Origin of the sequence: Archangium lansingense (assembly GCF_026626635.1) — a bacterium.
Taxonomy (GTDB): Bacteria; Myxococcota; Myxococcia; order Myxococcales; family Myxococcaceae; genus Archangium; species Archangium lansingense.
In genome coordinates this window covers 7,275,755-7,300,328 of record NZ_JAPNKA010000001.1, presented here as the reverse complement: position 1 = coordinate 7,300,328, position 24,574 = coordinate 7,275,755, and the positions used below count along the sequence as shown (strand labels likewise).

The window sequence follows — 24,574 nt, the reverse complement described above, 5'->3', positions numbered from 1 at the left end:
TGACCCCCGGTGCTGGAGGCCCCGTAAGTCTTACCGCTTCCGGGGCCGGTGCTGCACACCACCGAGAGGCAAAGTCTTGAAACAACGAGCCTTTCCCCTGAGGCGCCGCTGGCACGCGGGATGCTCTAACTCCTGCACGAGAAGTCAGCGGGGCAGGGTGGTTGGGGTGGTCGGGGGTTGGTGCGGTGGGGCGGGGCAGGACGGGCGGGTAGGTCGGGGTCGGTGGGGTAGGACGGGCGGGTGGTTGGGGGCGGCGGGTCGGTCGGGGTTGGGTGGGGCTGAGACAGGACGGGAAAGCATGTTGGGGAGGGGCTGCCGTGGGGGCGGCTCCTCCCCGAGTTTTTTGGAGCGGAAGCAGCCGTCTTCGTAGCAGCTATCCAGGCTCGCCCGAGACAGAACGCGCCCCGTTCTGCTTCGACTCGGTGCCGAGGTACTCGTCCACCTGGGATTCCAGCTCGTGGGCGATGGAGGGGGCAACCCGGGAGAGGATCTGCCATTCCAGCTCCCGGTCCCGGATGAGCACCGGACGGGCATTGGAGAGCGGGTCGCCCTTGACCATCTTCTGCACGCCCGATGTGTCATTGGCGCCGAAGGTGGCGGGGTGGGGGGCGGTCCGGCCGATGGTGGTGTAGGTGAGGCGATAAGCGTTGAGCACGAAGCGACCGTCGTCGAGCTGCTTCGCCATGACGAATTGCCGCTCCCGGAGCGCCCCGATGTCGAGGCTGTCGTCGAATTTCACCCGCCAGGTGGTGCGCACATAATTGGGGTCTGTACTCGGCAGGATGACGTACCCCCGCTCCTGGAGGATGTCGCGGGCCGACTCCAGGAGCTGCTCGGGGGGAAGCCGGTAGGCGACGTAGGTAGCGCTGAGCTCGAGCAGGTCCTGACGCTTGGAGGTGGCACAACCTGTCACTCCCAGGAGCAATAGACCGAGAAGTGTCAGCGGGAGCAGGGCCCGGATATGTGCTTCCACAGACAGCCAGCGTGGGGGGTGCATCCATTTCTCCAGACGAGGATGAAGCGGGATGCTGATGAAACGTGCTGGCGAGCCCTGCATATCGGCGCGAGTTTCGAGGGTCCGTCAGGCGTGCAGCAGCTCGACCTCGCCGCGCGGCCCGACAGTCGTGTTCCGCACTGCCACCCCCACAGGCGCGTTGTTCGCGGGGCGCAGGTCGTACTTTCTCAGGAGGGTGGCCAGCACGAGCTTCATCTCGTAGAGCGCGAACGCGGCACCGAGGCAGCGGCGCGCACCACCGCCGAAAGGGAGGTACTCAAACGGGGTGTAGCTGCGCTCGAGGAAGCGCTCGGGGCGGAAGCGCTCGGGGTCCGGATAGAGGTCGGCGCGCCGGTGAACCTGGAGGATGGAGATCCCAACAGAGGTACCCGGCGGCAGGTCAAAGCCCTGGAGCGTGAGGCCCGTGCGCAGCTTCCGGCCGATGAGGGGTGCAACGGGTTCGAGACGCAGCGCCTCGGAGCAGACCGCCTCCAGATAGGGCAGGCGCGAGACAGCCTCCGGGTCGAGTGTCTCTGGTAGGCCACGCAGCTCCTCCACGAGCCGTGCCTTCACGGCAGGCTCGCGGTGGATGTGGTGGAAGGCCCAGGCCAGTGAGCTCGCGGTGGTCTCGTGACCGGCGACGATCAAGTTCATCATCTGCGTCAGCAGCTCGTCGTCGGTGAGCGCGCTTCCGTCCTCATACCGGGCGGAGAGCAGCAGGCTCAGGATGTCTTCACGCGGCTCTGGCGGGGCACGGCGCGCGCGCAGCTCTTCTTCGAACAGCGCGGTGACGTGTGCTCGCTTCCGCTGGAAGCGCGCCCAGGCACTCAGGCCGAACAACGGGCGGCGCAGCGCCTCGATGAACATGAACGACGGCTTGAGGGCCGCGATGACCGACAGCACGGCCGTCTTGAAGGTCTCTCTCGTCTCCGGTTTCCGGAGGCCGAGGACTGCCTCGAGGATCACCTGGAGGGAGATCTCCTGCATCGTCCGGTGGATCTGAATGGGCCGGTCGCGAGGCCACCGGGCGGCGTGCTCCTGCGCGGCGTCGATGATGAGCTGTCCATAGGCGCGCATGCGTGCGCCATGAAAGGGCGGCAGCTGAAGCTTCCGCATCGCTCGGTGGCGCTCGCCGCTGAGCAGGATGAGATTGCTCTCTCCGAGGACCGGCCCGAGGAGCTCCGCGCCAAGTGCGAGGTAGGTGTCGGGATCGGCCGTGAACAACGTCCGAATCCCCGCGGGGTCTCCGGTGACCACCATACTGCCGAGGAAGCTCGGCCACGAATAGGGATCTCCGTACCGCTGCGCCGTCTCGAGCAGGGTCGCGTAGGGAGCGCGGAGATACTTCAGCGTGGTGACGAGGGGATTGCTCGGACCGGGTGGCAGGCCATTCATGCCAGCAGGGTACACCCCTCGGGTCCCTCCCACTTGGGTGTCCGGCGGGTTTCCCGCGCTGGCCCGCCACGAGTAAACTATCTTGCCGTGCCATTCCCTCTCTTCAACGAGGATTCCTCGTGGTGAAGGCCTCCGCCCTCTTCCTGCTGTTGCCCTCGCTGCTGCTCGCGGCGGTGCCCCCTACCATTGAGCGACCCGTCACCGACACGCAGCGCCTGCTCTCGCCCGCACAAACGGAGACGGTGGCGAGCGAGCTCGTGCGCCTGCGTGAGGAGACGGGCGTGCAGATGGCGGTCCTCATCGTGGGCACCACCGAGGGCGAGCCCATCGAGGACTACGCGATGCAGGTGTTTCGGGAGTGGAAGGGAGGTCAGCAGGGGGTGGACAACGGGCTGCTCTACGTGCTGGCGGTGAAGGATCGGCGCATGCGCTTGGAGGTGGGATATGGGCTGGAAGAGCACCTGCCCGATGGCGCCGTGCGCCTCCTGCTCGATGCGCAGGGACCCCTCATGCGCGAGCAGAACTACACGGGCGCCCTGGTGAACATCATCCACGGGGTGCGCGAGCGCCTGCCCGCGAGTGCCGCGACGAAGCCCCAGGCCCCGGCTGCGGCCTCGAGTGTCTCGAGCTCCGAGCCGCGTGATCAGAGGGAATTTCTCAGCGTCGCAGTGGGGGGCATGGCGGCGTACGGTCTGTGCCTGCTGCTCTTCATCGTGCTGCGTCCTGGCCTGAGCGCCTGGATGGGCAATCGGGTGACGTTTGGCCTCAGTGGAATCTCGATCGTCCTGGCCCTGCTCTTCATCAACTTCTGCATCGAGAGGGGCAACGAGAGGGTGGGCGGCCTCAACATCTGGTCCCTCGTGTGGTCCTTCTGCGTCTACTGCGCGTTGATGTTCGTGGGCCGGTTCCTGGTCCTGAGCGACGGCTGGGAGCGGTGGGGTATCTGCTTGATAGTGGGGCTCTTGCTTGGCAGCCCGTTCACCTGGGTCCTGGTGGATGAGGCCCGTTGGGTGCTGTTCTTCGACATCCTGATCCCTACGTTCTTCGCCACCCTGTTCGTGGCGTTCTTCTCCATCTTCCCTCTGTTCGGTCACCTCCTGCGGGCGTTCGTCTACGTGTGCGGCGGAGCGTCGACGTTCAGCTCCTTTAGCAAGGAGGAGAGCACCACCTACAGCTCGGAGCCGCCGCCAACCGAAAGGCCAAAGCCATCGTCCTCGTACTTGACGCCGGGCAGGTCGTCGCGCACGTCGTCGAGGTCCTCGTCGTCGTCGCGGCGTCCATCGCGTCCCTCGCGGTCGGTGAGTGCGTCGCGCTCGTCTTCCTCGGATGAGGATTCGTCGTCGTCGCGTTCGTCGTCGTCGGATTCGCCGTCGGTGTTCGCGTCGTTGTGGAGCTCGTCCAGCTCGTCGTCCTCGGACTCATCGTCCAGCTCGTCGTCGTGGAGCTCGTCGTCCTCGGATTCGTCGTCCAGCTCGTTGTCCTCGGACTCCTCCTCGTCCAGTTCCAGCAGCGATTGGAGTGGGGGAGGAGGCGACTCCGGCGGAGGGGGCGCCAGCTCCTCCTGGTAGTCGAGACGGATAATCCTCGCCATTTATGGATTCCAGGTCTACGCTGGAAGTCCTATGTGGTTCACTCTGCGTCAAGTTCGCGTCGGCGCCATCATCGGCGTCTCGTTCCTCTTCCTCCTGCTGGCGGCGCCTGGTTCTTTCGCGCGCGGCACGTACTTCCATACCGAGGTCCATCCATCTCATTGGACGCAATGGACCTCTGATGGTCAGCCCGCCATCACGAGCGGCTCCACCTTCCTGACGCACGGCCTGCGCTGCAGAGGCCGCTACTGCGACGATGTGAGCCTGCTCAACGTGGAGTCTGGATATACGGAGACGCGGAGCTGGTGGACGGACTCCTTCTCCGAGGAGGGCAATAACGAGCGGGTGTGCGCGGACAATGGCTTCGTCACGGGCCTGAGCTGCTCGGGCGACTACTGTGACAGCGTCTCCCTGCGCTGCTCGCAGCTCAACAACGGTGGTGTGCGCTCGAACTGCTATTGGACGGAGTCCATCTCGGAAGAGAGCGGCGGGACGTTCGTGGCGCCGGAATCCACGTTCATCGCGGGCATGCGCTGCTGGGATCGCTATTGTGACAGCAAGCAGCTCTATCTCTGCCAGGCGAACAACGGCGGACCGTCCTTCAATCTGAGCGCACTGGCGACTCAGTATGCGCCTCGCCTCCGCTTCGACCAGGAGACCACCACGGGCTCTGGCGAGCAGAGCAAGTGCTTTCCGAGCGATGCGGCCACGTACTTCACGCAGCGCGCGCAAGGCGTCTCCTCCATCTCACTCTGCAACAAGGATCCCTCGACGGTTCGCAACAACCAGGTCCCGGCCTATTACCTGGCGACTCAGGTGGGCACGAACACGGTGCTCATCCGCTATTGGTACTTCTACGCGTGGCAGAGCACGTGCTTTGCGAGCGCGGGCTCTCACGCCGCGGACTGGGAGTCGATAGCGGTGCTGCTCGTCGATGGGCGGCTGCGCCGGGTCGCGTTCTACCAGCATGGCGGGTGGTACAGCCGGGAGGCCGGTGGTTTCGAGACCGTGGATGGCACGCATCCCGTCGCCTACGTGGGCAAGAACGCCCATGGCTCCTACCACGACGCCGGAGGCTCGGGCGGCTGCCTCTACTTCGACGACTTCCGCAATCCTGGCGGCAATGACTACCGCATGGACACCTGGAACAACCTCGTGCCGCTCACCCGGGGCAGCGGCTCGCCCGCGTGGATGAACTGCACGGGCTCGGGCTGCTTCGATGGGGTCGGTCATCCGATTGAACAAACGGGAGACCTGCGCACGATGCGCGGCTGCGGAAAGGATGGCTGCGACCGGTCCTCCGTGGGGGCGAGCATTCCCTTCCAGAACGACCCGACGGGCGCGGACTACACGGCCATCTACCTCCAGCACAGTGGACGGGTACTCAGTGTCCCCGGGGCCAGCACCAGCGATGGCGTGAAGCTCACCCAGTTCTCCAACTGGGGGGTGGACAACGAGCGCTGGCTGTTCGAGTCGACGGGAGACGGGCACTTCACGGTGCGCGCACGCCACAGCGGCAAGTGCATGGACGTGGCCGGCGCTTCCAATGCGGCTGGCGCGAACGTGCTCCAGTACACCTGCGGCGGCGGCGACAATCAGCGCTTCCGCCTGCTCCCGTACAACAACGGCTACTTCGCCATCCAGGCGAAGCACAGCAACCAGTGCCTGGGCATCGCCGGTGCATCCATGGATGACGGTGGGTTCCTGGTCCAGTCGCCGTGCGCCTGGACGACGAACGAGAGCTTCCGCTTCGCGCCGTAGGCGGGGTGGAGACCCAGGAGCAGCGGAGTCAGGGCGTCTTCTGCGCGCTTCCGTGCGCGGGGCGATGCTCGGCGTAAAGCTGCTCCCGCCAGCGGAGCAGGTCCGCGAACCGCTCCGCGAGGGCCGGGTGGGACCAGGCCTTCCTCCGGCCAGGCCCCAACGGGATGAAGTCCTCAGCCACGGGCCGGATGAATTGGAGTGTCACCGCCATGGTGATGTCCGCGTACGAGAACGTGCCGGTGAGGAATCGTCTGCCCTGAAGCGCCGCACGCAGCTGCTCCAGGCCTGGCACGACCGTGGCGAGCAGGGCGGCCTCCGGGTCCGCCGCCGCCTCATGCTTGCTCGCGAGGAAGCTCGCCGCCATTCGCGCCATGGGCTTCATCGAACCCCGTGCCCACGTGGGGATGAACGGGGGCAGGCTCTCGACCTGGGCGTCGGGGAACTCCATGAGCCGCTGCACCATGTATGCGCGCCCCACGCGCAGGATCGCGTCACTTCGCTGCTCCCATTGCTCGATCTCCGGGAGCGACGCCGCGGGGAAGAGTGGGGCGCCTTGGCCCTCACGCTCGGCCCGCTGTGCGATCGCATAGGAGCCCATGGTGGCGCCCGAGTCCTCCACCAGGAGCGGTACGGAGCCGCGTCCCCCGGGGGGCGCATGACGCCTCAGGCGCAACTCGCCCAGGAGCGGTATGTGCTCGCGGTACTGATAAGCCAGGCGATGGTGATCCATCGCCCAGCGTGCCTTCTCGGTCCAACCGGAGTAGCCCAGGCCCACTAGTGTTTGCATGACGGGTGACTTTCCTCGCAGTTTTGCCCCATGGCAACAAGTAGGGCGGAGAGGCGGAGCCCCAGGTCGTATGCCGTTGCGCCGTCTCCAGGCCAACAGGGCTCTCATTCCATGGGGCCCGTTACGGCCCCGAGCCCGCTCCCTATCTTACTTGTGTACACAAGACGAATAGACGCCCTTGTTGCAGCCTTCGCCTCGGAATCCTCGAAGGCGCGCGGGTGCTGGGGGCTCTACCTTCAGTAAGGAGCCAACAAGATGAAACGCTTCACGGCAATGGCCTCGCTTTGCGCGATGGCAATGACGGGGTGCTACACCTACTACGACCCCTACTATTACGACTACGCCTATTACGACCCATACTGGTACGGCTACGATGCATATTACGCCTACAGTTGGGTCGATCCCTACGGCGTCTACTACTTCTCCGCCCCGGTCACGGCGCAGGTCGATCTGAACGCGGCCGCGACGGCGATCGCAGACCGGGCAGACACGTACTTCACCCCTGCCGGGTGTGCGGGGGCGATGGCCTCGGGCTCCACGGTGACCTACAACTTCAACAACTGCTCTGGCGCCTTCGGGCTGAAGTCGGTCTCCGGCGCCGTGCGGCTCGAGCTCTCGGAGAGCAACGGCCAGCTCAACCTCAACGCCACCTCTACGGACCTGACCGCTGGTGGACGCCCCTATGTCCTCGAGGTGAACGCGGTCGCCACGCGCTCGGGCACCCAGCGAGTGGTGACGATGACGTCGCGCAGCCGATCTCCGGACCTGACGGACTCCCGGAACGAGCAGATCACCATGACCTGGGAGCAGGGGAGCGGGTGCGTGACCATGAATGGCCAAGGCGGTAGCACCCGCGGCGATGTGACCACCACCGCGACCGTCACCGGCTTCCAGCGCTGTGAGAACCAGTGCCCCTCCGCGGGCAAGGCGACGGTGGAGAGCACGAAGGGCACCTTCACCACGGAGTTCAACGGCACCTCGACCGTCGACGTGACCGCTCCCGACGGAGAGAAGAAGAGCTACCAGCTCGACTGCCCGTGACCGGAAGCCCGGCCTGGAGCGGCTCCTGACGGACGGGCCCGGAGAACACTCCGGGCCCTGTCAGGAGGGGGACGCTCAGTACCTTTCGGGGATGCGATTCTTCCCCTCGAGCGAAGCGCCATCGTCATAGGCCCCACGCTTGGAACGGCGGGGCAGCTTGACCTTGGCGCGCTTCACTTTCTTGTGGGGAATCTTGTCCAGCAGGAAGCGGATGCAGTTGAGCCGCGCCCTTCTCTTGTCGTCGGACCGCAAGATGAACCAGGGCGCATACGGCATGTCCGTCGCGGCGAACATCATGTCACGCGCATGGGAGTAGTCGTACCAGCGTGTCCAGGACTCGACGTCCATCGGGCTCAGCTTCCACTGCCGAAGGGGGTCCTCGATCCGTGCTTCGAATCTCCTCTGCTGCTCCTCCATGCCGACCTCGAGCCAGATCTTCAGCAGGAGTATTCCGCTCTCGACCATGTACTTTTCGAAGACAGGGCAGCCTTTCAAGAAGCGTTTGTGCTCTTCGGGAGTGCAGAAGCCCATCACGAGCTCGACCCCCGCCCGGTTGTACCAACTGCGGTCGAAGATCACGATTTCGCCCGCCGCGGGGAAAAGGGGCACGTACCGCTGGAGGAACATCTGGGTCTTTTCCCGGTCCGAGGGAGCCGGCAGGGCCACCACTCGAAACACCCGGGGACTCACGCGCTCCGTGATGGCGCGAATCGTGCCGCCCTTGCCCGCGGCGTCCCGCCCTTCGAAGACCACGATGACACGCAACCCCTCCTGCTTGACCCAATCCTGAAGCAGGCAGAGCTGGGCCTGGAGCTTGCGAAGTTCTTTTTCATAGGCCTTGCGCTTCAGGGGTTCCGAGTGCGTGACAGTTGCCATGGCCTGATTCCGCAGTTATTGCTGCGCCCGAAGCTCCACGACCCGCTGGCGGACCTCGTTCATATCCAGTGCGAGCACCTGACGGATGAGCTCTTCGAGCTCCGCTGCCGACGGCGCTCCCACCCGCTCGAAAAGCATGAAGCCGTCGCGGAGGGCCATCACCGTGGGGAGGGAGCGGACCGCGAACGCGTCGGTCAGCTCTCGCTCCTTTTCGGTGGCGATCGTCCCGAAGCGGATGTCCGGGTACTGCTCGCTGGCCTGCTCGAAGATGGGAGCGAAGGAGTGGCAAGGGCCACACTCGTCGGCCCACCAATGGAGGATGACGATTCCCTCCTTCGACACGATGTCCTTGAAGTTGTCCTTGCCAATCTCGATGGTCGCCATGTCTCTCACCTTGTGTCTACTTCCAGAAGAGTGCCAGTGGGGCCTCGAAGGCAGGTGGGCCTGCCCTGTGGGAAGGCTGCCAGACGATTGGCGCGTCGACTGGAGCCTCCCGGCTAGGAGCCTGTCGGAATACCTCGGCTACCCACTACATGAGGGGTAGTGCGACTCAAACACACCGCTATGGTTGGTATGTAGGAGTCGTTTTTCGGCGATTCTCCGACAAGCTCCTAGCCGGCCCGGGGCCTACTTGGCCGCCGCGATGGATTTCCGGAACAGCGCCAGGCTGTACACGAAGAACCCCATACCTATCGCACCCACCATCAGGAACTGGCTCCAGACCGCGCTCAAGCCGCCGCCGCGATAGATGATCACCTGCGAGAAGCTGACGAAATGCCGCGCAGGTAAGAGATAGGTGAGGTACTGCAGCCATTTCGGCTGACTCTCCACGGGTGTGCTCCCGCCTGAAAGAAGCATCAGCACGAGGATCACCAGTGTGATCAACAGCGCGAACTGGGCCATCGACCGTGAGACCGTACCCAGGAATATTCCGAGCGCCGTCGCGAAGAACAGGTAGAGGACGACCCCAATAAACCACAGGACGATCGAACCGGCGAACGGAACCTTCAGTGCCATCCGCACGACCAGGAAGAGCGACGCCCCGGTTGCGATGAGAATCACGAGGCTATTGGCCCACACCTTCGCCATCGCGATCTCGAACGCGCTCAGCGGCATCACGAGCAGGTGTTCCAGCGTTCCATGTTCGCGTTCGCGGATCACCGCGGCGCCCGTGAGAACGACCGTCAGGAGCGTGATCTGATTGATGATGGCCACCACGCTCTTGAACCACGAAGAGACTCCGTTCGGGTTGAACAGCTTGCGAACGACGAGGTTGACGGGCTTGATGGGCGAGGCTTCCGTGCGCGAGAGGAAGGACGAGACCCGGTCGTTGATGATGTTCTTGATGTAGCCGGCGCCGATGCCGGCCTGCTGCATGGCGGTCGCGTCGATGTTCACCTGGATGGCCGGATTGCGCCCGGCGCGAAGGTCATGCTCGAAGTGGGGCGGGATCACGACGACGAACATGTACTGGCCCCTATCCATCGTCCCCTGGACTTCATCGGCCGAGATGTTCTCCGGAAACTTGAACCGCGGTGGATAGAAAGCGTTGAACAGCTCCTTGGACAAGGCCGAACCGTCCTCGTCCACGAAGGCAATCGATGCGTTGTTGACCTCGCTCGAAGTCCCTGTCGCCTGGACATAGATCGCGAAGCTGAACGCATAGATGACGAAGGCGACCATCACGAGATCGCTCGTCAAGCTGCGGATTTCCTTCAGCCCAAGCCAGAAGATGTTCAGCAGTGCTTTCACAGCTACTTCTCCTGCTTTCTCAAGCCAGCGACACTGATCGCCCAGAAGATCGGAATGCAGCAGGCCAGGAAGGCAATGTCCCTCATCAAGAGGGAAGCGCCGAGGCCCTTGGTATAGGCCCCCACACTCGTGTGCATGTAGTAGGAGGCCGGCCAGATCGAACCGATGAACCCGGCGCTCCCCTCGAGCGTCGAGACGGGCTGGAGCAGGCCGGAGAACTGGATCGTCGGCACGATGGTGAGAATGGCCGTCACGAAGACGGCCGCGACCTGGCTGCTCGTGAATATCGACGTGATCATCCCGAGGCCCGTGGTCGCCGTGACGTACAGCAACGTGCAGAGCATCAACATCAAGAAGCTGCCCTTGATGGGGACACCAAACACGAGCAGCGCCAGGAGCGTCAGGATGAGGAAGTTGAGCATGCCGATCGCGATGTACGGGAGCTGCTTCCCCAGCAGGTACTCGAACCTCCCGGTCGGGGTGACATAGAAATTGATCATCGAGCCCAACTCCTTTTCACGCACGATGCTGACCGACATGAGAATCGCCGGTATCAACAGCAGCAGCAGCGCGGGGACGCTCGGCACGATGGAGTAGATGCTCTGGAACGTCGGGTTGTACATGTACCGCTCTTCGATGTCGGCCTGGCCCTTCTGGGGATCGGCCGTCTGCAGTCCACTGGCGGGATCTCGCAGCGCGGAATTGTGGACTCCCTGGACGTATTGCTCGACCGTATCTCCGCGGAACGTCATGGCTCCGTCCACCTGTGCCATGATTTCCGGGCCAACGCCGCGGCGGAAGTCCCTACCGAAGTTGGGCGGGATCTCGAGGACGACCGAGATGTCATCCGACTGCAGGCGCCTGAAGGCTTCCTCGTCCGAGTGGGCCGGCGGAGTCTCGGAGAAATACCGGTCCGACCCCGCGAATTGATTGAGATACGTCCGGCTATCGGGAGACTGATCGAGGTCGAGCCATGAATAGCGGATGCGCTCGACGTCGGTGGTAATCCCAAAGCCGAAGACCAGCATCAGCAGCGCCGAACCCAGGAATGCAAACGTCAATCGAATGGGATCGCGAAGGATCTGCATCGTCTCGTTGCGGGTGTACGCAAGCATCCGCCCAACGCGCAACCGGAGGCCGGACTGCTCCGGCGGTGGCGACGGCGCTGGAGCCGCCTTCTCCGCCGCTGTTTCCTGGACAGGAGCTTCGCGACGTGACGCGGCGTCGGCAATCGCATCTTCCATGTAGCCGATGAAGGCCGTCTCCAGGTTGGATGCCCCTCGGGCTTCAATCAGCTTCTGTGGCGCGTCACAGGCCAGCACCTTTCCCGCGTTCATGAGGGAGATGCGATCGCAGCGCATCCCTTCATTCATGAAGTGCGTTGTCACGAAGATCGTCACGCCCTGCTTGCGTGAGAGATCGATCAACAGCTCCCAGAAGCTGTCCCGGGCGACGGGGTCGACGCCCGAGGTCGGTTCGTCCAGGATCAATATCTGGGGATCGTGCAGAACGGCGACGGCCAGGGAAAGCCGCTGGCGCAACCCCATGGGCAGAGCCTCGGCCAACGCATCGAGGTGCGCGCCCAGTCCGAATCTCTGGACCAGCTCCTCGATGCGGGCTTTCGCCTTCTCGGGTGGAAGGTGATACAGGCGGGCATGCAAGGCGAGGTTCTGGCGCACGCTCAGCTCGCCGTAGAGCGAGAAGGCCTGCGTCATGTATCCGAGGTTCTCGCGCACCTCCATGCTGCCGGCTTCGACCGATTTGCCGAAGAGCTTCGCGGTCCCCTCGGTGGGCGGCAGAAGCCCGGTCAGCATCTTCATGGTCGTGGACTTTCCACAGCCGTTGGAGCCGAGGAAGCCGAAGATCTCTCCGCGTTCGATCGACAGGGTGACGTGGTCGACCGCGGTGAAGTTGCCAAAGCGCATCGTCAAGCCATTGGCTTCGATGGCAATCTCGGACGTGCCGGAAACCCGGGGCGGAATCGACAGCGCGGTGTGCCCCCGCCGCTTTTCTTCCGGGAGCAGGGCGATGAAGCATTGCTCCAGATCCTTCGTGCGCGTCCGCTCCATCAGCTCGGCAGGTGACCCCGTCGCCAGCACGCGCCCAGCGTCCATCGCCACGATCCAATCCCAGTTCTGCGCCTCGTCCATGTAGGCGGTGGAGATGATGACGCTCATGCTGGGGCGTCCCGCCCGGATCTCGTCGATGAGCGCCCAGAACTGGCGCCTGGAGAGCGGATCCACGCCAGTGGTGGGCTCGTCGAGAATGAGGAGGTCCGGCTCGTGGACCAGGGCGCCACAGAGACCCACCTTCTGCTTCATTCCGCCCGAGAGCTTGCCAGCCGGACGCTCGGGAAACGGGCCAAGCCCGGTGGCATTGAGCAGCTCCTTGATCCGGTGCTCACGCTCTTGGGCCGACAACCCGAACAAGCGCGCCATGAAATCGACGTTGTCGTGGACGCTGAGCTCGAGATAGAGATTCTTTCCAAGGCCCTGAGGCATGTACGCGACCCTTGGGCCAACGGCGCGCCGATGTCGCACGTCCCGCATGTCGCCATCGAGGACGGTGACATTCCCGTCCTGTATCTCCTTGGAGCCGGCGATCAGCGCCATGAGCGTCGATTTGCCGACGCCATCAGAGCCCACGATGCCCGCCATGATGCCGCTAGGGATATCGAGGGAGATTCCGTCGAGCGCCACGACCTTGCCATAGCGGTGGGTCACGTCTTTGACGGAAACAACCGGCTTGTTGCCTTGCCCGAGGGAAGACGCGGATGAGACCATGGCTGAGTCTCCAGGGTTACCCACCGGATGAGCCTCCCGTTCCAGGCTCGGGCTGCGCTCCTGGTGAAGGAGCGGGCTGCTTTCCCGGTGCGGGGGCGACGAGATTCTGAAGCCAGTTAGGCCAGGCTGCGGAGGGGTTGGTCTTGACGTAGCCGACACCTCGAACGCCTGTCTTGATGTTCTCGACGTATTGGCTCGCCAATTCCCTGGGCACCTGAATCTTGACGCGGAACATCAGCTTCTCCCGCTCGCTGCGCGTCTCGACCTGCTTGGGAGTGAACTGGGCCTCCGGGGACACGAAACTGACCTTTCCCGGGACGGCGCGGTCGGGTGCGTAATCGAGCGTGATCCGCCCTTCGGCCCCAATCGCCACGCTGGCTGCTTGCTCCGAAGGGAGGAAGATCTCCATGTAGACGTCCTCCAGGTTCACCAACGTCAGCGCCTTTCCGCCGGCGGCGAGGACCTCGCCGGGTTCGGCCAGGCGATAGAGGACTCTTCCGAGAACGGGGGACTTCAGTGTCGCATCTTCAATGCGCGTCTGAATCGTCGCCGCGCTTGCTCGAGCCACCTCCACCTGTTGCTTGGAGGTCTGCAGCATCGCCTCCGCTTCCGCGAGGGTGGCCTTGGCCGTCTCCACCTTCGCGTTGCGGACGTCGAACTCCCGCCGCGAGCCAGCTCCTTCCTTGACCAATCGACGGGAACGCTCGAGCTCGATCTCGGCGAGCTCGATCTCGCTCTTCTGCTTGACGATGGAGGCCCTGGAGAACGCCAGTCGTTCCTGGGCAGCCGCGATGCTCTCCTGGGCCTCGGCCAGTTGCGCCAGAAGGGTGGTGGTGTCCAGCCGCACCAGCACCTGACCGGGTTGGACGACAGCACCTTCGTCAGCCAGGATTTCGAGGACCCGAAGCGGTTCCTTGGCGGCCACGTCGACGAGCTTCGCCTCCAGCCGGCCGTTCCCCGAGGTGATCCCGTCTGGCAACGCGGATTGCTTCCCCTTCCAGTACCGGAAGCCGAAGAGCGCAACCACCGCGACGACGCCCACCACCAGGAGCCACTTGACACCCTTCTTCGAAAGAATCTTGGACACGGTCGACCCTCTAGTGCTTCGCGGGCTCTGGGGACTTCTTGGTTTCAGGCGCGCTTGGTTGTGAGAGCATCTCGCCCCAGTTGGTCCGTTGCTTCATCTCGTCCAGCGTGGGCTCCGCGACGACGGGCTGGTCCTGGCTCGACTCCCACCCTCCGCCCAACGCCTTGTAGAGGGCTATCAAGCTGGTCGCGACCGATGAACGCGCCTGCGCCAGGTTGGTCTGCTGCTGCAAGAGTGAGCGTTGCGCGTCGAGCACGCGCTGGTAGTCCACCGCGCCTTCCCGGTATTGCACGACGGAGAGCACCACCGACCTCTGGGCGGCACTCACGGCCCGTTGTTCGAAGACCACGGTCTCCTGGGCATTGAGATAGCCGGCCAGGGAGTTCTCCACCTCCTGAGCCGCCAGGAGCACGGCGTTGCGGTAACCCACGAGCAACTGCTGAAGGCGTGCATCCTCGACGCGGACGCCGTTCTTGATGCGTCCGTAATTGAAGAAGGGCCAACGAATCCGAGGGCCGATGGAATAGAACAAGCTGTCACCCAGATTGAAGGATCCACCTGCGCCGCTGGTTGCCTGAAGTCCGACCGAGCCGAACAGGACGAACGACGGATACAGGTCCGCCTTGGCGACGCCGACTCGGGCACACTGCGCGGCGGCGATGAGCTCGGCGGCGCGGATATCGGGACGCCGCCGCAGCATCTCCGCGGGCACGCCGATGGCGACGAGTGCTGGGGCCTGTGGAATGTCCCGGGGTCCCGCGAGCAGCTCGTCGATCATGCCCGGCGGTTGCCCCAGCAGGGTGCTCAAGGCGTTGCGGGCTTGTTGCAGCCCGATTTGAAGCTGGGGGATGGTGGCCCGGGTACTTTCCAGGAGGGTGGTGGCCTGGGTCACGTCGAGCTCCGAGGTCGCGCCGTTGCGGAAGCGAGACTCGGCAATCTGCAGGCCCTCCTGCTGAACTCTTTCGTTCTCGCGGGCTTGCTCGATGAGCACTTCGAAGGTCCGAATCACGGTATAGGTTCGCGCGACCTCCGCTGTCAGCGAGACGAGGGCGGAGTGGTAGTCGGCGACCGACGCGAGCAGGTTGTCGCTTTCCGCTTCCACGCCCCGTCTGTATCTGCCCCAGAAATCCAACTCCCAGACTGCATCGAACCCCACCTGATAATCGACGAAGTGGGTGTCGAGACCGGACACATTGGCTGCGTTCTTGCTGATTCCCTGCGCCGTCACGTTGCCGAAGGCTGCCTGCACTTGCGGATACTGCTGACCGGTGGCGACGCCCAACCGCGCACGCGCCTCCACGATTCTCAGGCCAGCGACTTGCAAGGGCAGGTTCTGCTGGTAGGCGAGTTCGACCAGGTGATTGAGTGTCGGATCATTGAATGCTTTCCACCACTGGCTGTCGGTGGCGGCCTGGGTGGCGATCCGCGGGTCGCCTTTCGCGCCCCAGTTCTCGGTCAATGCGACTTCGGGCCTCTTGAAATCGGGACCCACGGTGGTACACCCGCCGAGCACCAAGACGACGAGCATTGGTGCCGCGCGGAAGAAGGAGGAAACCCCCCTGGACTTCGCTTGTCTGGCACCGACGTGACCGCGCATACCTGAATCCCCCTGTGGTGGGAGTAGGGTGGGTGTGTCAGCGATCACGCCCGGATAGGTCTGCCTTCTCCCCCACGGTGACATTTGCCCGTGGCTGTTCGTGCATGCAAGAACCTGTTTCTCCCGGCCCGAGGTTGTGTCCACCACCCGCCATGCCTGGCCATGCGAGCGTCCTGAATCTCCAAATATGCAGAAGCGCGACAGGCTTCTGTGACTCCGCGCCCAGCGGGAGGCCTGCCCAGGGGTTCAGTCGCCCAGGTTGATTCCCAACGCTCGCGCGGTGAGAACGGTGTCGCTGTCGAGCGGCACGGTTCTCATTCGTTCAATAGCCGAGGCGAGTGGGATGCTCCTCACCGTTGGAGGGTCGAGCACGACCATCACGTCGACCTGCCCCTCCGCGAGGGTGCGCACCGCCGCGGCGCCGAAGCGCAAGGCGATGAGTCGATCGAAAGTCGTGGGGCCGCCGCCACGCTGCAAGTGCCCGAGCACCAGGCTGCGCGTCTCCTTGCCCGTCCTTCGCGTGATCTCTTCGGCGACATACTGGCCAATGCCGCCGAGCAGGACCTCACGGCCCGCTTCCTTGGGGCCGCGGACCATCAACTGTCCACCTTTGGGCGTGGCGCCCTCGGCGACCACCACGATGGAGAAGTGGCGGCCGGCGCGCTCGCGCTGCATGACCTTCTCGGAGACCTTCTCGAGGTCGAACGGGATCTCCGGCATGAGGATGACATCGGCGGTCCCGGCGACGCCCGAAGCCAGGGCGATCCAGCCCGCGTACCGGCCCATCACCTCGACGACCATCACCCGCTCGTGCGCCTCGGCGGTGGAGTGCAGCTTGTCGATGGCGTCGGTTGCCGTGCTCACCGCGGTGTCGAAGCCGAACGTCGTCACCGTGCCCGAGAGATCGTTGTCGATCGTCTTCGGCACTCCGACGATGGGGATGCCCTTCTTGATGAACTTCTGCGCGAGGCGCATCGAGCCGTCTCCGCCGATGCAGATGAGCGCGTCGAGCTGCTTCGCGCGGAAGTTCTCGACCACCTTGTCGGAGATGTCGGTGAGCCGTACGCCCTCCGGTGTCTGGATGGGATACTCGAAGGGGTTGCCCTTGTTGGCGGTGCCCAGGATGGTGCCGCCCAGGTGCGTGATACCGCGCACGGTGTCGCGGGTCAGCGGGATGAGCTCCTTGGTGTCGATGAGGCCGCGGTAGCCGTGGCGGATGCCGTAGACCTCCCAGCCGCGTTCGATCGCCGCCAGGGTGGCCGCTCGGATGACGGCGTTGAGACCCGGCGCGTCACCGCCTCCGGTATTGATTGCGATTCGCTTGATTCTTTTGGGGTCAAGCATGCCCTGCCTCCCCTTCATGTCAGCCACTGTTCATGTTGGCCATCGTCCCCTCCTTGGACAAGGAAAGGGCTTACCGGCGGCTAGAGGGCAAGGCGGGCCGCCAGCGCCGCTGCGCCGAGCAGTCCGGCGTCGCTGTTGAGCACGACCTTCACCGGTGTCGCCTCGAGCAGGGGGCTGAGCCGGCCCTTGGCGACGAAGGAGGAGCGGAAGGTTCCGTCGAGGAGCTTGGGCAGGATCTTCGGGGCGATTCCTCCCGCGATGAAGACCCCGCCGCGCGCCACGACCTTGAGCGCGAGATTCCCCGCTTCCGCGCCGTAGATGGAGACGAACAGCGATAGCACCTGTGTGCAGAGTGGGTCGTCGCCGGCGAGCCCGTGGCCGGAGATGATCGGGGCGGCGTCGCCGGACGAGCGGGCAATCTCCTCGCGCACCGCGGAGGATTCGGCCTCGGGAGAGCGGCCACGCATGAACTCGTAGAGCGCCACCAGCCCGCGCCCGCAGATGATCCGCTCATAGGAGACGCGCTCGTGCCTCTTCAACAGGAACCTCAGCAGATCGATCTCCAGCTCGTTTCGTGGCGCGAAGTCCGTATGGCCGCCTTCGGAGGCGATCACCTCGTAGCCGTTCCCCGTGTGGACGACTACCGCCTCTCCGAGCCCGGTCCCAGCGCCGATCAACACCCACGGCCCTTTGGGATCCGACGGCGAGTCGTTCAGGACGGCGAGGTCGGACGCGGGCAGAACGGTAATCCCAATGGCCAGGGCATGAAAATCGTTGACCAGGGTGACGCGCGGCACCCTGAGGGTGCGTTCGAGGCTCCTCGCCTCGACGACCCAGCGCAGGTTGGTGGTCCGGACGCTGTCCTCACTCACCGGACCGGCGATGCCAAAGCACGCCCGCGAGATTTCCTTGCCCCGCTGGCCCAGGAACTCGCTCACCAGTGCTTCGAGGCTCGTGTACGCGGCGCTCGGAAAGACGCGCCGCTCGATGATGGTTCCGCCTTGCGCCAAGGCGAGCGCGGTCTTCGTTCCGCCTACATCTCCGGCAAGTACCAGCATACGGCGTTGCTCCTCTCAAACTCCGCCGTCGAAAACGAAGCACACCTTGGCGGCCTCGCCCTGGTCGGCCATCTTGTAGCCGCGCGCCGCCTCGCTCAGCGGCAAGCGGGTCGTGCAGATCTTCTCCGGGTGCAGCCCCCATCGGTCGAGGTGGTCCAGGAGATCGCTCATATGCTTGAGCGACGTCACCCAGGACCCGAACAACGTGATCTGCGGATGAATCAGCAATGGCGAGACATCGAACTCAATCTTGCCGCCTTCACCGACGAACGCGCATCGCCCCCACTGCCGCGTGCCTTGCAGGGCCAGCAATCTCCCCCCTGCGCTCCCCGAGCAATCGATGCTGGCTTCGCATCCCCGGCCGCGGGTGAGGTCCTTGATCCGGGCCAGCGTTTTGTCATCCACGTCCAGGGCCTCGTCGACCAGGCCGAGGTCCAGGGCCATTTTTCGCCGCATCGCCGACATTTCTGTCCCAATGACCTTGTTGGCTCCCAACGCCTTGCCCAGCATCGCCACGCCCATGCCGACCGGCCCCAGGCCAGTTATCAGCAGGGCGTCGCCGCCGTTGACGCCTATCCGCGTCAGGGCCTCCCATGCGGTACCGACACCGCAAGCGCACATGGCGCCGTCAACGTATGTCAGACTCGCGGGCATCGGGATGCAGTCGCGCTCGTCCGCCAGCATCCACGGTGCATGGCCTCCGTGCCTTTGCCAGCCATACGCCGCCCGCACCGGGCTGGTGCAACTGATTTGATAGCCGTGGCGGCAGTCGTCGCAGACCCCACAGCCGCTGATATGATAGACAGACACGCGGTCGCCGACCTTCAGTGCCTGACAACCCGGTCCGACCGCCGCGATCTGCCCGCAAGGCTCGTGTCCGGCGATCATGCCAGGGGTGTAGCGCTCGGCCCCTTCTCCGATGTGAGCCCGATAGATGGCGCGGATGTCGCTGCCGCAGATGGCCGAGGCCATCACCTTGACCAGCACCTGTCCGTGCTGCGGCTGGGGGATGGGGATTTCCCTGAAGTCCACCGTCCTGTTGCCCGGCAGGATCACGCCCCGCATTGCCTCTTCTCGTTGCCGGGTGACTGCTTGTGCCATGGCTCGTGCTCCCCGAAGAGTTCTCGATGAAACTAGGGACGGCCCTCCGCGATGACGAGTGGTACGAGCTTGCGGGGGTCGAACCTGTCATTGCAGAGCTTCCACTCCAGACGCGGAGACCCGCTCGCCGGTATTGATGAACTCGAGGCGGTAGTTCGCCCGCGGGTCGCTCTTCGAGGGCCCCGAGACGAGCATGACCAGCGGTCCGGCGACCTGCTGCCGGCGGACCCAGTCCAGCGAAAACCTTTGCCAGTCCGCCGGCTCGTCCGGTTGCAGGACGGCCAGCACCCCGTAAGAGAAGGCTAGGCCACGGCAGACCTCCGGGTCGCTGGTCACCGCGACCACCCACACCTCTGGCTTGAACCGGGAGATCATCCGGGCGGTCGTCCCACTCTGCGTCGGCACCACTACCGCCGCGCACGGGGCTGTCTGCAGCGCGTCTTCCACGACCGACGAAATGGCTTCCGCCGCCGTCGTCGCCTTGTAGCCGGGGGAGTCCGCCCGCAGGTGGACAAGCCGGCTGGCCGGGCGCTTCGCCTCGGTCGTGGCCGCGATGTTCGCCAGCATCGCGACGGCCTCCACCGGATAGAGGCCCATGGCCGACTCGGCGGACAGCATGACGCAGTCGGTGCCATCGAGGATCGCGTTGGCCACATCCGAAGCCTCCGCGCGCGTCGGGAGGCGGCTGGACACCATGGACTCGAGCATCTGCGTGGCGGTGATGACCGGCTTGCCCGCGAGGTTCGCCATGGCGATCAGCTGCTTCTGGAGCAATGCAACCTCCTGGATTGGCACCTCGACGCCCAGGTCTCCGCGCGCCACCATGATTCCGTCAGCGGCGGCCAGGATCTCTTCGATGTGCTGGATGGCGCCAGCGCGCTCGATCTTGGCGATGATGAAGGGTTGCTTCCCGCGCGCGGCGGCCGCCTCGCGCACAACCCCGATGTCCGCCGCCGTCTCCACGAAGGATTGGCTGACAGCGTCCACGCCGTGCTCCAGGGCGAAGTTGAGGCAGGCGTGGTCCCGGTCGGTGAAGGCGCTGATTCCCAGGTGGATCCCCGGGAGATTCAGCCCCTTGCGGGAACGAAGCTCGCCGCCCACCGCCACCACGCACTCCACGTCGTTGCCCGTCACGCGCTCGACGACGAGTTGGACCAGCCCATCGTTCAGGAACAGGCGGTCGCCGGGTTTGACCACCTTCGGCAGCTTCTCGAAGCTCATCGAGACGCGTTTCGCGTTGCCGGTGATCTGCTCCGTGGTCAAGGTGAAGCGGTCGTTCGCCACGAGGTTGATCGGCTCCGGGTCGATCTTGCCGATCCGCATCTTGGGTCCGGGCAGATCCGCCATGATGGTGACCGGGCGTCCCACGGCCTTCTCCGCCGCCCGGAGGCGGGCAATCGTCGCGGCGTGCGACGTGAAATCGCCGTGTGAGAAGTTCAGCCGTGCGATGTTCAACCCGGCGGCGATCATCCGCTCGAGCACCTCGGGCTTGTCGGACGCCGGTCCGATCGTCGCAACGATTTTGGTCTTCTGGTCAGGGAGAGACATGGAGCCTCCAGCTTGAATCGGACAGGGTTTCCCGAAACTCCGCTCCGCTAATGGACAGCAGGACCCTCGGTCAGCACGGAGCTGGTGACGAGGGGGCGGCCTTCGGTCAGCACGGAACCGTCGACGAAGGGACGGCCCGCGTTCAAGGCTTCCAGGTTCGCCACCGTCGTCCGGGCGATGTCGTTCAGGGCCTCCTGGGTCAGGAACGCCTGGTGGGCGGTGACCAGGACCTTGGGGAACGTCAGGAGCCGCGCCAGCTCATCGTCCTGGAGCACCTGACCGGACAGGTCCTCGAAGAAGACGCCTTCCTCCTCCTCGTAGACGTCCAGCGCCACGCCGCCCAGTTTGTCGGCCTTCAATGCGGCGATCAGCGCGGTGGTGTCGATCAGGGCGCCGCGGCTCACGTTGATCAGGATGACCCCCGGCTTCATCAGCTCCAGGGTTTCATCGCGGATGATGTGCCGGGTCTCGGGCGTCAGCGGAATGTGGAGCGAGATGACATCGCTCTCGTGAGCGAGGGTTCTGGCGTCGACGTACTCCACGCCATTCTGCCGTGCCCACTCGGACGCTGGGAACGCGTCGAAGGCCAGGATGCGCATGCCAAAGCCGCGCAGGATCTGGGCGGTGATGCGGCCGATCTTGCCGGTGCCGAATATCCCAGCCGTCTTGCCGTGCAAGTCGAAGCCGACCAGGCCGTTCAGCGAGAAGTTCTGCTCGCGTACGCGGTTGAATGCGCGGTGAATCCTCCGATTGAGCGTCAGCAGCAGGCTCACTGCGTGCTCGGCCACGGCGTAGGGGGAGTACACGGGCACGCGAGTGACAGTGATGCCCGCCTCCTGTGCGGCGCTGAGGTCAACGTTGTTGTACCCCGTGCAACGGAGGGCCAGCAGCTTCACGCCCAGCTCACCGAGCGTTTGCAGGCACGGCCGGTCTATCGCGTCGTTCACGAAAACACAGACGGCCTGGGCCCCGCTCGCGGTCCGCGCGGTCTCGGCGCTGAGCCGGAAGTCCCAGAACTGCCATTGGAGCGTGTCCCGAGAAGCCGCCGCGAGCAGATGCTCCTTGTCGTAAGGCTTTGTGTCATAGACAGCGGTGAGCATGTCCATGCCTCCATTCAAACCGGCGCCCGACAGCCCGCCCCCCGCTGTGTTCGACAAGCCGGGCGACGTTCGAGGCCCGCGCTGATATTCCGTGTCCTCGGTGGCGGGCCGGTACGTCACTGAAGGTAGATAACGCCTGTGCCGATGGCCACCCCGGGAGGAATTATTGACGCGGGGCAGGTAGTGCCGGGTGGCCGGCCAAGCCCTCGAAGGGCGTTCCTTCGTCAGCCGAGGATGTAGAGCACCAGCACTGTCACGATCAGAATCTGCAGGGTCGCCGTCCAGACCGTGACCTCTCCGAGTGGGAGGAGAAATCCCTCTCCGGGCTGCTCGCGCTCGAGCCGCACCCGCAACTGCCGGCCCTTCTTCAATGCCGACCACATCAGCGCGTAACCAAGGATGACGAAGGCGGAGGAGAGGGTGAGCACCACCCAGCGTGGCCATCCCTTGACGAGCAATTCGGTGACGAGCGCGCCACCGCCTGAGATTGCCGCTCCTGTCCTTACCATCGAGAGCAGGGTCCGCGTCGCCGCCATGTGGGTGTTTTCGAGCGTGAACTGGGAGGGCTTGTCGGTCGAAGGCTGAGAGGAGGTATCCATGCGAGAGCCCAGCGTTGCACGGGCACCGCACGGGGGCCCCGGTTCCGTCGAGGAGACGGTCACGTTTTGACAAATACGAGACCCTCCAGGGCGGTAGGCACAGCGATCGGAACCCTGCTCACCATTTGAGCTTTCAGGGCCGCTCCCCGGGCCGGCTGAACGGGTGTCGGTTGTGCCGATCCCCTCCTGCACGCAGGTTGAAGCGGGGGACAATGCTGAAAGGAGCCGGAGATGGAACAGATGGAACAGACGCAGGCACCTGGGACGAGGACTCTGGATCAGGTGGGCTGGGGAACGAGTGAACAGTCCGAACCCTCCATGAGCATTTCCGACCACGCCCTTATCGGGGACCTGCAGACGGCCGGGCTTGTCGCGCGCGATGGTTCGATCAACTTCATGTGCCTGCCGAGCTTCGACTCGGACGCCTGCTTCGCCGCGCTGCTGGGCACGCCGGAGCATGGCCGATGGAAGATCGCCCCCTCCGGCCGTGTGCTCGGCGTGACGCGCCGCTACCGCGGCAGGACGATGATCCTGGAGACCGACTTCGAGACCAAGGACGGCGTGGTGCGCGTGATCGACTTCATGCCCATCCGCGAAGGCGCGCCGTACGTGATTCGCATCATCGAGGGCATCCGCGGCTCGGTGCCCATGCGCTTCGACCTGCGTCCCCGGTTCGCCAATGGGCTGACGGTTCCCCGGGTGAAGCGGTCAGACGGCAGCGAAGCCGCCATCGCGGGGCCGGACGCGCTCTACCTGCGCGGAGGCTCGGGCCCGGGAGCTCCCACCTACCAGCACGAAGTCACCATCTCGAAAGGGCAGCGGCTCCCTTATGTGCTCGCCTGGGCGCGTCCGTATCACGATCCGCCGCCCCCCATCGACCCGGAAGAAGCACTGCGCGACACGGAGACTTTCTGGGAGAAGTGGGCTTCACAGATCCGTGCCCCCAAGGGCCATGAGGAGCTGGTGGTGCGCTCGCTGCTGACCCTGAAGGCGTGCACCTACCGCCCCTCCGGGGCAATCGTCGCCGCACCGACCTTCGGCCTCCCGGAGACGCCAGGGGGCGAGCGCAACTGGGACTACCGCTTCTGCTGGGTCCGGGATTCGGTGCTCACCCTGCATGCCTTCATCCGGGCGGGCCTGCTCGAAGAGGCCCGGGCCTTCGGCGGGTGGCTGGCGGAGGCAATCGGTGGCGCACCGGAGCAACTGCAGATCATGTACGGGATTCGAGGCGAACGGCGCCTCACGGAGGTCGTCCTGGACTGGCTGCCGGGTTATCAGGGGGCACGCCCGGTCCGGATCGGGAATGGCGCCTACAACCAGTTCCAGCTGGACGTGCTCGGTGAGTTCGCGGCCGTGCTGTATTTCTACCTGCAGGCGGGCGGGAAGCTCACGGAGCAGGCGACGGTCGCCATGCGCGAGAACGCGGTTCGGGTGGCCAAGGCCTGGATGCACCCCGACCACGGCATCTGGGAGATGCGGGGGCCCAAGCACCACTTCACCGCCTCCAAGGTGTCGGCATGGGCGGCGATCGATCGGTGGGTGCGCATGATCGAGGAGTACAAGCTCCCCGACGACCCGGCCCCGTGGAGGAAGCTGCGGCAAGAGATCTTCGACGATGTGTGCGACAAGGGCTTTGACCGGCAGCGCAACACCTTCACCCAGTACTACGGCTCGAAGGGCGTGGATGCGAGTCTGCTCTTCATCCCGTTGACCGGCTTCCTCCCGGCGAGTGATCCCCGTGTCGTCGGAACGGTGAAGGCGGTCGAAGAGGAGCTGATGCCGGAAGGCCTCGTCCTGAGGTACCGGACGGAGGAGGGGGTGGACGGACTGAGCGGAGAGGAGGGGGTCTTCCTCCCATGCTCCTTCTGGCTGGTGGACACCTACCACCTGATGGGGCGCCAGGAGGAAGCGGAGAACCTCTTCGAGAAGGTGGCCGGGCTGCGCAACGACGTGGGCCTGCTCGCGGAGGAGTACCTGCCTGGCGCGAAGGTCCAGATCGGAAACTTCCCGCAGGCGTTCACGCACCTCACGCTGGTCAACGCTGCCTATATCCTGACATCGGCCGAGTCCGGCGCCACGTCACCCATCTCGTGAACCGTCGTACCTCCAACGCTCCTCCTACCCTCGAGGTCTGCTGGGACCGGCACCTACCCGGTACCTAC

Annotated in this window: 19 protein-coding genes; 4 read left to right on the top strand and 15 right to left on the bottom strand. The window is 64.8% G+C overall.

The window, feature by feature from the left end:
* Positions 1-373 precede the first annotated feature (373 nt).
* Entirely contained in the window at positions 374-997 is a 624-nt protein-coding gene (locus OV287_RS29250; protein WP_267537338.1) for a hypothetical protein, read from the bottom strand.
* An 84-nt stretch (positions 998-1,081) separates the two neighbouring features.
* A complete protein-coding gene (locus OV287_RS29245) occupies positions 1,082-2,389 on the bottom strand; it encodes a cytochrome P450 (RefSeq protein ID WP_267537337.1) in 1,308 nt (435 codons plus the stop codon).
* A gap of 119 nt (positions 2,390-2,508) precedes the next feature.
* On the opposite strand from OV287_RS29245, the gene OV287_RS29240 reads away from it, so the two are divergent.
* Positions 2,509-3,957, top strand: coding sequence for a TPM domain-containing protein (locus OV287_RS29240; RefSeq protein WP_267537336.1), 1,449 nt, complete (start codon positions 2,509-2,511; stop codon positions 3,955-3,957).
* 54 nt (positions 3,958-4,011) lie between these two features.
* The gene (locus OV287_RS29235) at positions 4,012-5,739 is read left to right on the top strand and encodes an RICIN domain-containing protein (RefSeq protein WP_267537335.1); all 1,728 of its coding nucleotides are present in this window, start codon (positions 4,012-4,014) and stop codon (positions 5,737-5,739) included.
* A gap of 28 nt (positions 5,740-5,767) precedes the next feature.
* Here the strand turns inward: OV287_RS29235 and OV287_RS29230 are convergent, their stop codons facing one another.
* Positions 5,768-6,526: a glutathione S-transferase family protein gene (locus OV287_RS29230; protein WP_267537334.1), complete on the bottom strand. Its 759-nt coding sequence runs from the start codon at positions 6,524-6,526 to the stop codon at positions 5,768-5,770.
* Positions 6,527-6,781: 255 nt separating this feature from the next.
* Between OV287_RS29230 and OV287_RS29225 the strand changes: the two genes are divergently transcribed.
* Positions 6,782-7,567 carry a hypothetical protein gene (locus OV287_RS29225; protein ID WP_267537333.1) on the top strand — a complete coding sequence of 262 codons (786 nt, stop codon included), beginning with the start codon at positions 6,782-6,784 and terminating at the stop codon, positions 7,565-7,567.
* A gap of 75 nt (positions 7,568-7,642) precedes the next feature.
* Here OV287_RS29225 and ppk2 read toward each other — a convergent pair whose 3' ends face one another.
* The 12 genes from ppk2 to OV287_RS29165 all read right to left on the bottom strand — a co-directional run bounded on the left by ppk2 (position 7,643) and on the right by OV287_RS29165 (position 22,412).
* A complete protein-coding gene (ppk2, locus tag OV287_RS29220) occupies positions 7,643-8,443 on the bottom strand; it encodes a polyphosphate kinase 2 (protein WP_267537332.1) in 801 nt (266 codons plus the stop codon).
* 15 nt (positions 8,444-8,458) lie between these two features.
* A complete protein-coding gene (locus tag OV287_RS29215) occupies positions 8,459-8,827 on the bottom strand; it encodes a thioredoxin family protein (RefSeq protein WP_267537331.1) in 369 nt (122 codons plus the stop codon).
* Between the two features lie 243 nt (positions 8,828-9,070).
* Positions 9,071-10,195, bottom strand: a complete 1,125-nt coding sequence (locus OV287_RS29210; RefSeq protein WP_267537330.1) for an ABC transporter permease — start codon at positions 10,193-10,195, stop codon at positions 9,071-9,073.
* A gap of 2 nt (positions 10,196-10,197) precedes the next feature.
* Positions 10,198-12,978 carry a ribosome-associated ATPase/putative transporter RbbA gene (gene rbbA / locus OV287_RS29205; protein WP_267537329.1) on the bottom strand — a complete coding sequence of 927 codons (2,781 nt, stop codon included), beginning with the start codon at positions 12,976-12,978 and terminating at the stop codon, positions 10,198-10,200.
* A gap of 16 nt (positions 12,979-12,994) precedes the next feature.
* The gene (locus OV287_RS29200) at positions 12,995-14,065 is read right to left on the bottom strand and encodes an HlyD family secretion protein (protein WP_267537328.1); all 1,071 of its coding nucleotides are present in this window, start codon (positions 14,063-14,065) and stop codon (positions 12,995-12,997) included.
* A gap of 10 nt (positions 14,066-14,075) precedes the next feature.
* Complete coding sequence (locus OV287_RS29195; protein WP_267537327.1) at positions 14,076-15,662, bottom strand: efflux transporter outer membrane subunit; 1,587 nt, start codon at positions 15,660-15,662, stop codon at positions 14,076-14,078.
* A 246-nt stretch (positions 15,663-15,908) separates the two neighbouring features.
* Positions 15,909-17,006: a 6-phosphofructokinase gene (locus OV287_RS29190; protein ID WP_267537326.1), complete on the bottom strand. Its 1,098-nt coding sequence runs from the start codon at positions 17,004-17,006 to the stop codon at positions 15,909-15,911.
* 80 nt (positions 17,007-17,086) lie between these two features.
* A complete protein-coding gene (locus tag OV287_RS29185) occupies positions 17,087-18,064 on the bottom strand; it encodes a glucokinase (protein WP_267537325.1) in 978 nt (325 codons plus the stop codon).
* Positions 18,065-18,079: 15 nt separating this feature from the next.
* Positions 18,080-19,165, bottom strand: coding sequence for a zinc-dependent alcohol dehydrogenase family protein (locus OV287_RS29180; RefSeq protein ID WP_267537324.1), 1,086 nt, complete (start codon positions 19,163-19,165; stop codon positions 18,080-18,082).
* A gap of 87 nt (positions 19,166-19,252) precedes the next feature.
* Positions 19,253-20,713 (bottom strand): pyruvate kinase, encoded by a 1,461-nt coding sequence (pyk, locus tag OV287_RS29175; RefSeq protein WP_267537323.1) that lies wholly within the window; start codon positions 20,711-20,713, stop codon positions 19,253-19,255.
* Between the two features lie 47 nt (positions 20,714-20,760).
* A complete protein-coding gene (locus tag OV287_RS29170) occupies positions 20,761-21,813 on the bottom strand; it encodes a 2-hydroxyacid dehydrogenase (protein WP_267537322.1) in 1,053 nt (350 codons plus the stop codon).
* A gap of 224 nt (positions 21,814-22,037) precedes the next feature.
* The gene (locus OV287_RS29165; protein WP_267537321.1) at positions 22,038-22,412 is read right to left on the bottom strand and encodes a DUF202 domain-containing protein; all 375 of its coding nucleotides are present in this window, start codon (positions 22,410-22,412) and stop codon (positions 22,038-22,040) included.
* A gap of 318 nt (positions 22,413-22,730) precedes the next feature.
* Here OV287_RS29165 and OV287_RS29160 point away from each other — a divergent pair, with 318 nt between their 5' ends.
* Complete coding sequence (locus OV287_RS29160) at positions 22,731-24,506, top strand: glycoside hydrolase family 15 protein (RefSeq protein ID WP_267537320.1); 1,776 nt, start codon at positions 22,731-22,733, stop codon at positions 24,504-24,506.
* Positions 24,507-24,574 lie beyond the last annotated feature (68 nt).

Excerpts from the sequence above, each read along its gene's own strand:
- pyk (WP_267537323.1), bottom strand. The coding sequence starts at position 20,713 with ATGTCTCTCCCTGACCAGAAGACCAAAATCGTTGCGACGATCGGACCG.
- OV287_RS29215 (WP_267537331.1), bottom strand. The coding sequence starts at position 8,827 with ATGGCGACCATCGAGATTGGCAAGGACAACTTCAAGGACATCGTGTCG.
- OV287_RS29245 (WP_267537337.1), bottom strand. The coding sequence starts at position 2,389 with ATGAATGGCCTGCCACCCGGTCCGAGCAATCCCCTCGTCACCACGCTG.
- OV287_RS29225 (WP_267537333.1), top strand. The coding sequence starts at position 6,782 with ATGAAACGCTTCACGGCAATGGCCTCGCTTTGCGCGATGGCAATGACG.
- ppk2 (WP_267537332.1), bottom strand. The coding sequence starts at position 8,443 with ATGGCAACTGTCACGCACTCGGAACCCCTGAAGCGCAAGGCCTATGAA.
- OV287_RS29230 (WP_267537334.1), bottom strand. The coding sequence starts at position 6,526 with ATGCAAACACTAGTGGGCCTGGGCTACTCCGGTTGGACCGAGAAGGCA.
- OV287_RS29185 (WP_267537325.1), bottom strand. The coding sequence starts at position 18,064 with ATGCTGGTACTTGCCGGAGATGTAGGCGGAACGAAGACCGCGCTCGCC.
- OV287_RS29160 (WP_267537320.1), top strand. The coding sequence starts at position 22,731 with ATGAGCATTTCCGACCACGCCCTTATCGGGGACCTGCAGACGGCCGGG.
- OV287_RS29180 (WP_267537324.1), bottom strand. The coding sequence starts at position 19,165 with ATGGCACAAGCAGTCACCCGGCAACGAGAAGAGGCAATGCGGGGCGTG.
- OV287_RS29235 (WP_267537335.1), top strand. The coding sequence starts at position 4,012 with ATGTGGTTCACTCTGCGTCAAGTTCGCGTCGGCGCCATCATCGGCGTC.
- OV287_RS29165 (WP_267537321.1), bottom strand. The coding sequence starts at position 22,412 with ATGGATACCTCCTCTCAGCCTTCGACCGACAAGCCCTCCCAGTTCACG.
- OV287_RS29190 (WP_267537326.1), bottom strand. The coding sequence starts at position 17,006 with ATGCTTGACCCCAAAAGAATCAAGCGAATCGCAATCAATACCGGAGGC.
- OV287_RS29195 (WP_267537327.1), bottom strand. The coding sequence starts at position 15,662 with ATGCGCGGTCACGTCGGTGCCAGACAAGCGAAGTCCAGGGGGGTTTCC.
- OV287_RS29250 (WP_267537338.1), bottom strand. The coding sequence starts at position 997 with ATGCACCCCCCACGCTGGCTGTCTGTGGAAGCACATATCCGGGCCCTG.
- OV287_RS29170 (WP_267537322.1), bottom strand. The coding sequence starts at position 21,813 with ATGCTCACCGCTGTCTATGACACAAAGCCTTACGACAAGGAGCATCTG.
- rbbA (WP_267537329.1), bottom strand. The coding sequence starts at position 12,978 with ATGGTCTCATCCGCGTCTTCCCTCGGGCAAGGCAACAAGCCGGTTGTT.